General features: G+C 59.2%; 14 protein-coding genes and 1 tRNA gene. 11 read left to right on the top strand and 4 right to left on the bottom strand.

Annotated features, from left to right (window positions below):
- Positions 1-29 precede the first annotated feature (29 nt).
- On the bottom strand, positions 30-401 hold the full coding sequence (locus QYQ93_RS24050; protein WP_043046807.1) for a PH domain-containing protein: 372 nt from the start codon (positions 399-401) through the stop codon (positions 30-32).
- Between the two features lie 157 nt (positions 402-558).
- Between QYQ93_RS24050 and QYQ93_RS24045 the strand changes: the two genes are divergently transcribed.
- Complete coding sequence (locus tag QYQ93_RS24045) at positions 559-1,194, top strand: LysE family translocator (RefSeq protein WP_338475612.1); 636 nt, start codon at positions 559-561, stop codon at positions 1,192-1,194.
- Positions 1,195-1,201: 7 nt separating this feature from the next.
- On the opposite strand, the gene QYQ93_RS24040 is transcribed toward QYQ93_RS24045, so the two are convergent.
- The gene (locus QYQ93_RS24040; protein WP_338475611.1) at positions 1,202-1,531 is read right to left on the bottom strand and encodes a hypothetical protein; all 330 of its coding nucleotides are present in this window, start codon (positions 1,529-1,531) and stop codon (positions 1,202-1,204) included.
- Between the two features lie 83 nt (positions 1,532-1,614).
- Positions 1,615-1,699, bottom strand: a tRNA-Leu gene (locus QYQ93_RS24035).
- Between the two features lie 108 nt (positions 1,700-1,807).
- On the opposite strand from QYQ93_RS24035, the gene queA reads away from it, so the two are divergent.
- From queA to QYQ93_RS24005, 6 genes are all read left to right on the top strand, one after another.
- Positions 1,808-2,857 (top strand): tRNA preQ1(34) S-adenosylmethionine ribosyltransferase-isomerase QueA, encoded by a 1,050-nt coding sequence (gene queA, locus QYQ93_RS24030; protein ID WP_043046810.1) that lies wholly within the window; start codon positions 1,808-1,810, stop codon positions 2,855-2,857.
- A gap of 5 nt (positions 2,858-2,862) precedes the next feature.
- Entirely contained in the window at positions 2,863-3,978 is a 1,116-nt protein-coding gene (gene tgt, locus QYQ93_RS24025) for a tRNA guanosine(34) transglycosylase Tgt (protein ID WP_032803964.1), read from the top strand.
- Between the two features lie 43 nt (positions 3,979-4,021).
- The gene (yajC, locus tag QYQ93_RS24020; protein WP_003175975.1) at positions 4,022-4,360 is read left to right on the top strand and encodes a preprotein translocase subunit YajC; all 339 of its coding nucleotides are present in this window, start codon (positions 4,022-4,024) and stop codon (positions 4,358-4,360) included.
- 62 nt (positions 4,361-4,422) lie between these two features.
- A complete protein-coding gene (secD, locus tag QYQ93_RS24015; RefSeq protein WP_043046811.1) occupies positions 4,423-6,291 on the top strand; it encodes a protein translocase subunit SecD in 1,869 nt (622 codons plus the stop codon).
- 9 nt (positions 6,292-6,300) lie between these two features.
- The gene (gene secF, locus QYQ93_RS24010) at positions 6,301-7,215 is read left to right on the top strand and encodes a protein translocase subunit SecF (protein WP_217881839.1); all 915 of its coding nucleotides are present in this window, start codon (positions 6,301-6,303) and stop codon (positions 7,213-7,215) included.
- A 122-nt stretch (positions 7,216-7,337) separates the two neighbouring features.
- Positions 7,338-7,880 carry a glycine zipper 2TM domain-containing protein gene (locus QYQ93_RS24005; RefSeq protein ID WP_003194023.1) on the top strand — a complete coding sequence of 181 codons (543 nt, stop codon included), beginning with the start codon at positions 7,338-7,340 and terminating at the stop codon, positions 7,878-7,880.
- Between the two features lie 225 nt (positions 7,881-8,105).
- On the opposite strand, the gene suhB is transcribed toward QYQ93_RS24005, so the two are convergent.
- Complete coding sequence (gene suhB, locus QYQ93_RS24000; protein WP_005791195.1) at positions 8,106-8,921, bottom strand: inositol-phosphate phosphatase; 816 nt, start codon at positions 8,919-8,921, stop codon at positions 8,106-8,108.
- Positions 8,922-9,066: 145 nt separating this feature from the next.
- Between suhB and trmJ the strand changes: the two genes are divergently transcribed.
- The 4 genes from trmJ to QYQ93_RS23980 all read left to right on the top strand — a co-directional run bounded on the left by trmJ (position 9,067) and on the right by QYQ93_RS23980 (position 12,681).
- A complete protein-coding gene (gene trmJ, locus QYQ93_RS23995) occupies positions 9,067-9,837 on the top strand; it encodes a tRNA (cytosine(32)/uridine(32)-2'-O)-methyltransferase TrmJ (protein ID WP_338475609.1) in 771 nt (256 codons plus the stop codon).
- A 2-nt stretch (positions 9,838-9,839) separates the two neighbouring features.
- Positions 9,840-10,622: a serine O-acetyltransferase gene (gene cysE / locus QYQ93_RS23990; RefSeq protein WP_338475608.1), complete on the top strand. Its 783-nt coding sequence runs from the start codon at positions 9,840-9,842 to the stop codon at positions 10,620-10,622.
- 302 nt (positions 10,623-10,924) lie between these two features.
- Positions 10,925-11,416: a Fe-S cluster assembly transcriptional regulator IscR gene (gene iscR / locus QYQ93_RS23985; protein WP_003194020.1), complete on the top strand. Its 492-nt coding sequence runs from the start codon at positions 10,925-10,927 to the stop codon at positions 11,414-11,416.
- A gap of 50 nt (positions 11,417-11,466) precedes the next feature.
- Complete coding sequence (locus tag QYQ93_RS23980) at positions 11,467-12,681, top strand: IscS subfamily cysteine desulfurase (protein ID WP_003194019.1); 1,215 nt, start codon at positions 11,467-11,469, stop codon at positions 12,679-12,681.
- The last annotated feature ends 8 nt before the right edge of the window (positions 12,682-12,689 follow it).

Here is a 12,689-nt window from a genome sequence, read left to right as displayed (position 1 = left end):
GCTGTCGCGGGCAAGCCTCCTTGTGTTGATCAGCCCAGCAGATGCTTGGAAATCAACCGCGATATTTCCACAATCGAGGTCTTGCCGGTGAACTCAAACCTCACCTTCCCCAGTGAGGAAAAGTAAATCTCCAATTCCGAATCCAGATCAAACGTCCCGGACGTTTCCACCGAATACGCCACGATATTTTTATACGGCAACGACGTGAAGTCCTTCTTGCTGCCGGTAATCCCCTGCACGTTCACCGCAATGATGCGCTTGGTGGTAAATACCACGCCGTCACGCATGGCTTTGTAGGCGTCGACCACTTCTTCGCCGTCGAGCAGCAAGGCCGATACGCGCTCGGCGTATTCGTTGTTTTGTTTGAGCTTGAAGAAGCCTTTGTTGTTGAAGTCGATCATGTGCCTGTCCTGGGTTCAGTGGGGCCGCCTGTGTATGACGTTTTGTTCGCGGATCTGTATCTAACGCCCGGCCCTTCAAGGCCCTAGCATTGCGCGTAACACTACAGCGTTGGCGAAGGATTTCACGCTGGCAGAATAAAAATCCAGGAGCGAAACGATGCCCGATATGTCCAACTTGCTTGCCTATGGCCTGATTTCACTCGGCATGGTGCTGACGCCCGGGCCGAACATGATCTACCTGATCTCCCGCTCGATCTGCCAGGGCCGCCCCGCCGGGTTGATTTCCCTGGGCGGGGTGGCGCTGGGGTTTGTGGTGTATATGGTTTGCGCGGCACTGGGTATCACCGCATTGGTGATGGCAGTGCCCTTTGCCTACGACGCGCTGCGGCTCGGCGGCGCGCTGTACCTGATGTACCTGGCCTGGCAGGCGGTCAAGCCGGGTGGGCGTTCGCCGTTCCAGGTGCGGGATTTGCCCAAGGACAGCCCGCGCAAACTGTTCACCATGGGCCTGGTCACCAACCTGCTCAATCCCAAAGTAGCGGTGATGTATTTGTCGCTGTTGCCGCAGTTCATCGATCCGAATGGTCATGCCAGTGTGCTGATGCAATCCCTGGTGTTGGGCTCCCTGCAGATTTTTATCAGCGTGAGCGTCAATGCGGTGATTGCCTGCATGGCGGGTTCCATCGCGGTGTTCTTCGTCACCCGGCCAGGCTGGCAGGTGCTGCAGCGCTGGGTGATGGGGTCGGTGTTGATGGGGTTGGCGGTGCGGATGGCGGTGGAGGGGCGGCGCTAGGTGCGCGTTACAGGATGGCTTTTAGGTAATCCTTGAGTGCCTGGAGCGGAGCATTGAGTGCTTGGAGGGTCGCAGCTTGAAGCACGTCCCGCGTAAGCCGCTGCAGCTCGCGTCCCATCACGGTGTGGGCACCGCCCAGAGAGTCGAGCGCTAACGTCAGGCACTGATCAAGCTTTAACTGAATCCCCGCCAGATCACCCTGGCGCACCAGCAACCCAAACACCTCGCGTTCATACCCATCCATCGCCGGGTCATCGCGCAGCAGCGGGCTGCCGTCCTCGGTTTCATGCACCAGTTTCAGGGCAAACAGTGCAACTGCTTCAAGCGTCAATTCCATGGTCCCGCTACCTCCACTGCCATGCCGGTCACTTTTCTACAGGCGAAAAAAAAGACCTTGAATTTCAAGGTCTTTCTTTAAGATGGTGCCCCGAGGGAGAATCGAACTCCCACTTCTTTCGAAAACGGATTTTGAATCCGCCGCGTCTACCAATTCCGCCATCAGGGCTCAATGGCGGCGAAGTATAGAGATGAGATTACCGTTGGTCAATCACGTTTCATGGTCAATTTTGACTATTTCCGCTAGACTTCCCGGCCCTGCTAGACGAACCCCATCATGCGCGTTGCTGACTTTACTTTTGAGCTCCCTGATTCGCTGATCGCTCGCCACCCTTTGGCCGAGCGTCGCGCCAGTCGACTGCTGACCCTGGACGGGCCGAGCGGTGCCCTCGCACACCGTCAATTCACTGATTTGCTTGAGCATTTGCGCCCAGGCGATTTGATGGTTTTCAACAATACCCGGGTGATTCCGGCGCGGCTGTTTGGCCAGAAAGCCTCCGGCGGCAAGCTGGAAATCCTGGTGGAACGGGTGCTGGACAGTCATCGCGTGCTGGCCCATGTGCGCTCCAGCAAGTCGCCGAAACCGGGCTCGAGCCTGTTGATCGATGGCGGTGGCGAAGCCGAAATGGTGGCGCGCCACGATGCCTTGTTCGAGCTCAAGTTCGCCGAGGAAGTGTTGCCGCTGTTGGAACGTGTCGGTCATATGCCGTTGCCTCCTTATATAGATCGCCCCGACGAAGACTCGGACCGCGAGCGCTATCAGACGGTGTACTCCCAGCGTCTCGGTGCGGTTGCAGCACCGACGGCCGGCCTGCATTTCGACCAGCCGCTGCTGGATGCGATTGCCGCCAAGGGCGTCGAGACCGCTTATGTGACCCTGCACGTGGGGGCCGGTACGTTTCAGCCGGTGCGTGTGGAGAACATCGAAGACCACCATATGCACAGCGAATGGCTGGAAGTTAGCCAGGACGTCGTGGACGCGGTTAACGCGTGCAAGGCGCGCGGTGGGCGAGTGGTGGCGGTGGGCACTACCAGCGTACGGTCGCTTGAGAGTGCGGCGCGTGATGGGGTGCTCAAGCCGTTCAGCGGCGACACTGACATCTTTATTTTCCCGGGTCGGCCATTCCATGTGGTCGATTGCCTGGTCACCAATTTCCATTTGCCGGAATCCACGCTGTTGATGCTGGTGTCGGCATTTGCCGGTTACCCGGAAACCATGGCGGCTTATCAAGCGGCCATCGCCAACGAGTACCGTTTTTTCAGCTACGGTGATGCGATGTTTATCACCCGTAACCCGGCGCCGCGCGGCCCTGAGGACAACTTATGAGTCGTATGTCGTTTGAACTGCTGGCTACCGACGGCAAGGCCCGTCGCGGTCGTCTGACCTTCCCGCGCGGCACTGTAGAGACCCCGGCTTTCATGCCGGTCGGTACCTACGGCACCGTCAAGGGCATGCTGCCCCGTGACATCGTCGCCACGGGCGCCGAGATCATCCTCGGCAATACCTTCCACCTGTGGCTGCGCCCGGGTACGGAAGTGATTAAGAAGCATGGCGACCTGCATGACTTCATGAAGTGGCAAGGCCCGATCCTCACCGACTCAGGCGGTTTCCAGGTGTTCAGCCTGGGCGCCATGCGCAAGATCAAGGAGGAGGGTGTGACCTTCGCCTCGCCGGTGGACGGCGCCAAGGTGTTCATGGGCCCGGAAGAGTCGATGCAGGTGCAACGTGACCTGGGCTCCGACATTGTGATGATTTTCGACGAGTGCACGCCGTACCCGGCCGATGAAGACGTGGCACGCATCTCCATGGAGCTGTCGCTGCGTTGGGCCCAGCGTTCGAAGAACGCCCATGGCGACAATACCGCGGCGCTGTTCGGTATCGTCCAGGGCGGCATGCATGAAAGCCTGCGCAAGCGCTCGCTGGAAGGCCTCGACAAGATCGGCTTCGACGGCCTGGCCATTGGTGGTCTGTCGGTGGGCGAGCCCAAGCATGAAATGATCAAGGTGCTCGATTACCTGCCGGGCCTGATGCCCGCTGACAAACCTCGTTACCTTATGGGCGTTGGCAAACCGGAAGATCTCGTAGAGGGTGTGCGCCGCGGTGTGGACATGTTCGATTGCGTGATGCCAACCCGTAATGCCCGCAATGGGCATCTGTTCATCGATACAGGCGTGCTGAAGATCCGTAACGCGTTCCATCGCCATGATGATTCGCCGCTCGATCCCACCTGTGACTGCTACACCTGCCAGAACTTCTCCCGTGCTTATCTGCATCACTTGGACAAATGCGGGGAAATGCTGGGTAGCATGTTGAATACCATCCACAATTTGCGTCACTACCAAGTCCTGATGGCTGGTTTGCGCGAGGCTATTCAACAGGGTACATTGGCCGCCTTCGTCGATGCCTTCTATGCCAAGCGCGGGCTCCCTGTGCCGCCCTTGGACTGAGTTTCCCGACCCTAAGATTCACTATTTGCAACTGGAGTGCTAAATGAGCTTTTTTATCTCTAACGCCATGGCTGACGCCGCTGCGCCTGCTGCTGCCGGCCCTATGGGCGGTGGTTTCGAGTGGATTTTCCTGGTCGGCTTCCTGGTCATCTTCTACCTGATGATCTGGCGCCCACAGGCCAAGCGCGCCAAAGAGCAGAAAAACCTGCTGGGCAGCCTGCAGAAAGGCGACGAAGTCGTGACCACTGGCGGTATCGCCGGCAAGATCACCAAGGTTTCCGACGCTTTCGTGGTACTGGAAGTCTCCGATACCGTGGAAATGAAGTTCCAGAAGGGCGCCATCGCCGCCACGCTGCCTAAAGGCACGCTCAAAGCGATCTGAGTAACAACCTTTACCAATCGACGGGGCGCGCAAGGCGCCCCGCGTTATAAGCGGGCGGCGTGATGCTGAACAAATACCCTCTGTGGAAATACGTACTGATCCTGGCGGTGCTGGCGATCGGTTTTATTTATTCCGCTCCCAATCTCTATCCTGATGACCCTGCGATCCAGATCTCTGGCGCCAGCACTTCGCTGCAGGTCAATCAGGCTGACCTGGAACGTGCGAGCAAAGCGCTCAACGACGCGGGTATCCAGGTTAAAGCGGCAACCTTGGCGGCTGGTTCCAAAGGCGGCTTGTTGCGCCTGACCAAGCAAGAAGACCAGTTGCCGGCTAAAGATGTCGTGCGCAAGGTCATGGGTGACGACTACGTCGTTGCGTTGAACCTGGCACAGACCACGCCACAATGGCTGCGCAGCATTGGCGCGCACCCGATGAAGCTGGGTCTGGACTTGTCCGGTGGTGTGCACTTCCTGCTGGAAGTGGACATGGACAAGGCCCTCGATGCGCGCCTGAAAGTCTACGAAGGCGACGTGAAGAGCCTGCTGCGCAAAGAGAAATTGCGTTATCGCAGCCTGCCGCAGCTCAACGGTGCCATCCAGTTGGGCTTTGCTGACGAAGCCTCTCGCGAACAGGCCCGTGCGCTGATCCGCAAGAATTTCAATGATTTCGACATCGTACCAGCCGACCTGAATGGCCAGGCGGTACTGCGCCTGGCGATGAGCCCGGCCAAGATTGCCGAAATCCGCGAATACTCCATCAAGCAGAACTTGACCACGGTACGTAACCGCGTCAACGAGCTGGGTGTGGCCGAGCCGATCGTGCAGCGTCAAGGCGCCAACCGCATCGTGGTTGAGCTGCCGGGCGTGCAGGACACCGCTGAAGCCAAGCGTATTCTGGGTAAGACCGCCAACCTGGAATTCCGCCTTGCGGCTGAGCCGGGTGCCACCCGTGCGACCTCCGAAGAGTTCGAGTTCCGCGAAGGCAACCGTCCTCCAGCACTTATCGAGCGTGGCCTGATCATCACGGGTGACCAGGTGACCGATGCCAAGGCCGGTTTCGGCGAGCACGGCACCCCTGAAGTGAACATCCGCCTGGATGGCCACGGTGGCGAACTGATGAGCCGCGCCACGCGCAGCAACGTCGGTCGCAGCATGGCGGTGATCTTCATCGAGCAGCGCCCGGTCACCACCTACACCAAGCAGATGGTCAACGGCGTCGAAAAAGACGTGCCGGTACAGACCTTTAAGGAAGAGAAGAAGATCATCAGCCTGGCGACCATCCAGTCGCCGCTGGGTGCTCAATTCCGCATCACTGGCCTGAACGGCCAGGGCGAGTCTTCCGAGCTGGCGCTGCTGCTGCGTGCCGGTGGCCTGGCGGCGCCGATGTATTTCGCTGAAGAACGGACCATCGGCCCGAGCCTGGGTGCCGACAACATCACCAAGGGTGTCGATGCGGCGCTGTGGGGCATGCTGTTCGTGTCGCTGTTCATCATCGCCATCTACCGCTTCTTCGGCGTCATCGCCACCGTCGCCCTGGCGGGTAACATGGTGATGCTGCTGGCCCTGATGTCGCTGCTGGGCGCTACCCTGACCCTGCCGGGTATCGCCGGTATCGTCCTCACCATGGGTATGGCGGTCGACGCCAACGTGCTGATCTTCTCGCGTATCCGTGAAGAGATCGCGGCGGGCATGACCGTACAACGTGCAATCAACGAAGGCTTCGGCCGGGCATTTACCGCGATTCTCGACTCCAACCTGACTACCCTGTTGGTCGGCGGGATTCTCTTTGCCATGGGCACAGGCCCCGTCAAAGGTTTTGCGGTGACCATGTCCCTCGGTATCTTTACCTCGATGTTCACGGCCATCATGGTGACCCGCGCAATGGTCAACCTGATCTTTGGCGGGCGTGACTTCAAGAAGTTGTGGATTTAAGGGGCTGCCATGTTACGTACAATCAACTTCATGGGCGTTCGCAACATTGCGTTCGGCGTCACTGCGCTCCTTACCGTTCTGGCGTTGTTCAGCTGGTTCCATAAGGGCCTGAACTACGGCCTGGACTTCACCGGCGGTACGCTCATCGAGCTGACCTACGAGAAGCCGGCCGACGTTACCCTGGTGCGCGACGAGCTGGTCAAGGCTGGCTATCACGAAGCCGTCGTGCAGAGCTTCGGTGCGACCACCGACCTGCTGGTGCGTATGCCTGGCGAAGACCCGCAACTGGGTCATCAGGTAGCCGAGGCCTTGCAGAAGGTCGGCGGCGACAACCCGGCATCGGTCAAGCGCGTTGAGTTCGTGGGCCCGCAGGTCGGTGAAGAACTGCGCGACCAGGGCGGCCTCGGCATGCTGATGGCGCTGGTCGGCATCATGATCTACCTGGCCTTCCGTTTTCAGTGGAAGTTCGGTGTCGGCGCCATTGTGTCGCTGATCCACGACGTGATCGTGACCGTGGGTATCCTGGCCTATTTCCAGATCACCTTCGACCTGACCGTATTGGCGGCCGTTCTGGCGATCATTGGTTACTCGCTCAACGACACCATCGTGGTATTCGACCGGGTTCGCGAGAACTTCCGGGTACTGCGCAAGGCGACGTTGATCGAGAACATCAACATATCCACCACCCAGACCCTGCTGCGGACCATGGCGACCTCGATCTCCACTTTGCTGGCGATTGCTGCGCTGATGATCTTCGGTGGCGACAACCTGTGGGGCTTTTCCCTGGCGCTGTTCATCGGTGTTCTGGCGGGTACCTACTCGTCGATCTACATCGCCAACGTGGTGCTGATCTGGCTGAACCTCAATAGCGAAGACCTGATCCCTCCTGCTGCTACCGACAAGGAGGTCGACGACCGTCCTTGACGGATGTTCGTTGATACGCTGTTACAAAGAAGGCACGAGATTGAACTCGTGCCTTTTTTTTGGCTCCAAGGCTGGGTATAGCGCGGACGTTTCGGTCCGCTTGTGATGGTCAGGAGGTTCATGTGAACAAGTCGTTGCTGGTTGGTGCAGTATTGGGTGCTGTCGGTGTGACTGCCGGGGGCGCTGTTGCCACCTACAGCCTGGTAAAAAGCGGCCCTGAGTATGCGCAAGTGCTGGCGGTGCAGCCGGTGAAAACCCAGATTAAAACCCCTCGTGAGGTCTGCAAGGACGTCACCGTGACCCGGCAGCGTCCGGTGCAGGATCAACATCAAATCGCCGGTACCGTAGTGGGTGCCCTTGCAGGTGGCCTGCTGGGTAACCAGATCGGTGGCGGTAACGGTAAGAAACTGGCCACCGTGGCCGGTGCAGTCGGTGGTGGCTACGCCGGTAACAAGGTTCAGGAAGGCATGCAGAACCGCGATACCTACACCACTACGCAAACCCGCTGTAACACCGTCAATGACATCAGCGACAAGGTTGTTGGCTATGACGTGCGTTACAACCTGGATGGCAAGGAAGGCACTGTGCGTATGGAGCGTGATCCAGGCAGCCAGATCCCGGTGGATAAGGAAGGGCGTCTGATCCTGGGTCAGAACCAGCAGTAATACCGGGCCTGGCACTGATTCAAAGGCCAGGTGCAGTTCAAAATGTGGGAGGGGGCTTGCCCGCGATGGTTGCAGTGGGTCAGCACCTGATTAGCTGGCTGACCCACCGCCATCGGGGGCAAGCCCCCTCCCACATTTGATATGTATTGCTGCTGATTCACGGGTCTGTCACAAATCCCAGGCATAAAAAAAGCACCCCTAGGGGTGCTTTTTTTGCTCACTCGCTTAGCGCTTCAGCGAAGCCGGCAGGTGCGGCTGGATCGCCGTCAGTACTGCCTTGAAGCATTTGGTGTTGCCGGCAACCACGTGGCCTTTCTCAAGGAAGTCGTGACCGCCGGTGAAATCGCTCACCAGGCCGCCAGCTTCCTGGATCAGCAGGGCGCCTGCAGCCATGTCCCACTCGGACAGGCCCGATTCCCAGAATGCATCGAAACGACCGGCAGCGACATAAGCCAGGTCCAGGCTGGCTGCGCCGGCGCGGCGGATGCCGGCGGTCTGGCCAACCAGGGCGCGGAACATGCCCAGGTAGTTTTCCAGGTTGTCCATCTGGTCGTCACGGAACGGGAAGCCGGTGCCCAGCAGGGCGCCTTCCAGGCTGGTACGACCGCTGACACGCAGGCGACGGCCGTTCAACTGGGCGCCACGGCCACGGCTGGCGGTGAATTCTTCCTGGCGAACCGGGTCCAGCACAACGGCGTGTTCCAGGCGGCCACGGTATTTGCAGGCGATGCTCACGGCAAAGTGCGGGATGCCGCGCAGGAAGTTGGTGGTGCCATCCAGTGGGTCGATGATCCACAGGTAGTCTTCGCCTTCGCCGCTACCTTTGTGCAGGCCGGTTTCTTCACCGAGGATGCCGTGGGTAGGGTAGGCCTTGCGCAGGGCGTCGATGATCTTCTGTTCGGCGGCGCGATCCACCTCGGATACATAATCCTTGGCGTCTTTTTCGTCGACCTTGATGGTATCCAGGCGCTCGATGGAGCGGAAGATCAATTCACTGGCGCTGCGGGCGGCGCGCAGCGCGATATTCAGCATGGGCTGCATGGATGTGTCACCTAAGGTTGTTAAAGAAAGCCGGGCATTCTAGCAGAAACTTTCTTCAGGTGAAGGACGACGTTAGCTTTCATGGCATAACCTTAGGCTGTTCTGTAAGATTTGCTCCCCTTTCCCGTGTCCGAGAGCGCCTCCCTTGCTGCAAAATATTCGTGTCGTCTTGGTCAATACCAGTCATCCCGGCAATATCGGCGGGGTGGCGCGAGCCATGAAAAACATGGGGCTGACGCGCCTGGTGCTGGTCGAGCCGCGGGTATTCCCGCACCACGAGGCCGATGCCCGTGCGTCCGGCGCCAATGACATCCTGCAAAGCGCTCAGGTTGTCGCGACGTTGGAAGATGCCTTGGTTGGCTGCAACCTGGTGCTTGGCACCAGCGCCCGTGACCGACGCATCCCCTGGCCGCTGCTGGATCCGCGCGAATGCGGCACCAAGGTGGTGGAAGAAGCTGCCGGTGGCGCTGAGATCGCCCTGGTGTTCGGCCGTGAAGACTCCGGCCTGACCAATGAAGAGCTGCAGCGATGTCATTACCACGTGCACATTCCATCAGACCCTGAGTTCAGTTCGTTGAATCTCGGGGCGGCGGTGCAGGTATTGAGTTACGAAGTGCGCATGGCCTGGCTGGCTGCTCAAGGCCAGCCGAGCAAGGTTGAGAAGGATGAAGTCGCGTCGACCAAAAGTGGCGAGCTGGCCACCATGGACGAACTGGAGCGCTTCTATGAGCACCTGGAGCAAACCCTGGTAGCCATCGAATTCCTCGATCCTGAAAAGCCAAGGCATTTAATGGCGCGCCTGCGTCGCTTGTACGGTCGCAGCTCGATAAGCAGGGCTGAGATGAATATATTGCGTGGCATCCTCACGGAAACCCAGAAAGCGGCCCGTGGCGAGCTTCTTAAACGGAAGGATTAACAATGTTCGAGCGTTTGCGAGAAGACATCCAGAGCGTTTTCCACCGAGACCCGGCGGCGCGCAATGCCTTTGAAGTGCTGACCTGCTACCCGGGCATGCACGCGATCTGGATCCATCGCCTGTCTGCTGTGTTGTGGGGCATGGGCTGGAAATGGCTGGCGCGATTGGTGTCGAACTTCGGTCGCTGGCTGACCGGCATCGAGATTCACCCTGGCGCCAAGGTCGGTCGCCGCTTCTTCATCGACCATGGCATGGGCATCGTGATTGGCGAGACCGCCGAGATTGGTGATGACGTGACGCTTTACCAGGGTGTGACCCTGGGTGGTACCACCTGGAATAAAGGCAAGCGCCACCCGACCCTGGAAAATGGCGTGGTGGTAGGGGCGGGCGCCAAGGTATTGGGGCCCTTTACCGTGGGCGCCGGCGCCAAGGTAGGCTCCAATGCCGTAGTGACCAAGGCTGTACCTGCTGGCGCCACCGTGGTGGGCATTCCGGGCCGCATCATCGTCAAGCCGGAAGTCGGCGACGAGCAGGAAGCCAAGCGCAAGGCCATGGCCGAAAAGATCGGCTTCGATGCCTACGGCGTCAGCGAAGACATGCCCGACCCGGTGGCGCGCGCCATTGGTCAATTGCTCGACCACCTGCAGGCGGTGGATGGCAAGTTGGACGGCATGTGTGGCGCACTGAAGGACCTGGGCAGCCCCTACTGTGCCAAGGAGTTGCCTGAGTTGCGCGAAGAAGACTTTGCCGAGATCAAGGACGAGGCCGCCACCAAGGCAAGCTGAAGTCCCAAGGCCGCCAGAGATCCCTGTGGGAGGGGGCTTGCTCCCGATAACGGTGGGTCAGCCAGCTGATAAGTGACTGACATTCAGTCATCGGGAGCAAGCCCCCTCCCACATTTTGATCTCCATTGGTCTCGAGATCTCTGCCAGGCCCTGTTCCCGCTGGTCCATCCCACCCCATGCTGCTATGATTCGCGCGCCCTTTTTACGGGTATTCCCGACTAAAGCACTAGGTCTTATAGTTGACTTAAATACTCGGGAATCGCATACTTGCTCCCATTCTGAAACACCTTGGTACCTTGTCCATGAGACTGACTACAAAAGGCCGATACGCGGTGACCGCCATGCTTGACCTGGCTTTGCACGCGCAAACTGGGCCGGTGTCCCTGGCCGATATCTCCGAGCGCCAAGGCATTTCCCTGTCTTACCTCGAACAGCTGTTCGCCAAATTGCGCCGCAGCAACCTGGTTTCCAGCGTTCGCGGTCCAGGTGGTGGCTATCAATTGTCCCGCGACATGCAGGGCATCCAGGTAGCCCAGGTAATCGACGCGGTCAACGAATCCGTCGACGCTACCAAGTGCCAGGGCCTGGGTGATTGCCACGCCGGTGACACCTGCCTGACGCACCACTTGTGGTGTGACTTGAGCCTGCAGATCCATGAGTTTTTGAGTGGTATCAGCTTGGCTGATCTTGTGACTCGCCGTGAGGTGCAAGAAGTAGCCCAGCGTCAGGACCAGCGCCGTTGCAACACCAAGGCGCCGCGCCTGGACAAGATCGAAGCGTCCGCCGTCGAGTGACAGCCGCAGAGCTAACGGCACGCCAGCCAGCCTGATTTAGGAGAAAGTCCATGAAATTGCCGATTTACCTTGATTACTCAGCGACCACCCCGGTTGATCCGCGTGTCGCGCAAAAAATGAGCGAATGCCTGCTGGTCGACGGAAACTTCGGCAACCCGGCCTCCCGTTCCCACGTATTCGGCTGGAAGGCTGAGGAAGCGGTGGAGAATGCTCGTCGCCAGGTCGCAGACCTGGTCAATGCCGACCCGCGTGAAATCGTCTGGACCTCCGGTGCCACCGAGTCCGACAACCTGGCTATCAAGGGCGCGGCGCATTTCTACGCGACCAAGGGCAAGCACCTGATCACCACCAAGATTGAGCACAAGGCTGTCCTCGACACCATGCGCCAACTTGAGCGTGAAGGTTTCGAGGTTACCTACCTCGAGCCCACCACCGACGGTATCGTCACCCCGGCCATGATCGAAGCCGCGATGCGTGAAGACACCATCCTGGTTTCCGTGATCCACGTGAACAATGAAATCGGCACTATCAACGACATCGCGGCCATCGGCGAGCTGACCCGCTCCAAAGGTGTGTTGCTGCACGTCGACGCTGCCCAGTCCACCGGCAAGGTCGACATCGACCTGTCCAAGCTGAAAGTCGACCTGATGTCGTTCTCGGCCCACAAGACTTATGGCCCTAAAGGCATCGGCGCGCTGTACGTGAGCCGCAAACCGCGCGTGCGCATTGAAGCCACCATGCACGGCGGTGGTCACGAGCGCGGCATGCGTTCCGGTACCCTGGCGACCCACCAGATCGTCGGCATGGGCGAAGCGTTCCGCGTAGCCAAGGAAGACATGGCTGCCGAAAACGTACGCATCAAGGCGTTGAGCGACCGCTTCTACAAGCAGGTCGAGAACCTTGAAGAGCTGTACATCAACGGCAGCATGACCGCCCGCGTGCCGCACAACCTGAATTTGAGCTTCAACTACGTCGAAGGCGAGTCGCTGATCATGGCGCTCAAGGACCTGGCCGTATCGTCCGGTTCGGCCTGCACCTCGGCGTCCCTTGAGCCTTCGTACGTACTGCGCGCCCTGGGCCGCAACGACGAACTGGCTCACAGCTCGATCCGCTTTACGTTCGGCCGCTTCACCACTGAAGAGCAAGTCGACTACGCCGCGCAGAAAGTCTGCGAAGCCGTCAACAAGCTGCGCGTTCTGTCGCCGCTGTGGGACATGTACAAAGACGGTGTCGACATTTCCAAGATCGAGTGGGCGGCACACTAACTATAGAA

It is taken from the genome of Pseudomonas khavaziana, assembly GCF_036704165.1.
In the GTDB taxonomy this organism is placed as follows: domain Bacteria; phylum Pseudomonadota; class Gammaproteobacteria; order Pseudomonadales; family Pseudomonadaceae; genus Aquipseudomonas; species Aquipseudomonas khavaziana.
Note: the sequence above shows the minus strand (reverse complement) of the source record. Positions and strands in the feature narration are given on the sequence as shown.

Bases quoted from the DNA above. Each gene is read 5' to 3' on its own strand.
- QYQ93_RS24050 (WP_043046807.1), bottom strand. From the start codon at position 401: ATGATCGACTTCAACAACAAAGGCTTCTTCAAGCTCAAACAAAACAAC.
- QYQ93_RS24045 (WP_338475612.1), top strand. From the start codon at position 559: ATGCCCGATATGTCCAACTTGCTTGCCTATGGCCTGATTTCACTCGGC.
- QYQ93_RS24040 (WP_338475611.1), bottom strand. From the start codon at position 1,531: ATGGAATTGACGCTTGAAGCAGTTGCACTGTTTGCCCTGAAACTGGTG.
- queA (WP_043046810.1), top strand. From the start codon at position 1,808: ATGCGCGTTGCTGACTTTACTTTTGAGCTCCCTGATTCGCTGATCGCT.
- tgt (WP_032803964.1), top strand. From the start codon at position 2,863: ATGTCGTTTGAACTGCTGGCTACCGACGGCAAGGCCCGTCGCGGTCGT.
- yajC (WP_003175975.1), top strand. From the start codon at position 4,022: ATGAGCTTTTTTATCTCTAACGCCATGGCTGACGCCGCTGCGCCTGCT.
- secD (WP_043046811.1), top strand. From the start codon at position 4,423: ATGCTGAACAAATACCCTCTGTGGAAATACGTACTGATCCTGGCGGTG.
- secF (WP_217881839.1), top strand. From the start codon at position 6,301: ATGTTACGTACAATCAACTTCATGGGCGTTCGCAACATTGCGTTCGGC.
- suhB (WP_005791195.1), bottom strand. From the start codon at position 8,921: ATGCAGCCCATGCTGAATATCGCGCTGCGCGCCGCCCGCAGCGCCAGT.
- cysE (WP_338475608.1), top strand. From the start codon at position 9,840: ATGTTCGAGCGTTTGCGAGAAGACATCCAGAGCGTTTTCCACCGAGAC.
- iscR (WP_003194020.1), top strand. From the start codon at position 10,925: ATGAGACTGACTACAAAAGGCCGATACGCGGTGACCGCCATGCTTGAC.
- QYQ93_RS23980 (WP_003194019.1), top strand. From the start codon at position 11,467: ATGAAATTGCCGATTTACCTTGATTACTCAGCGACCACCCCGGTTGAT.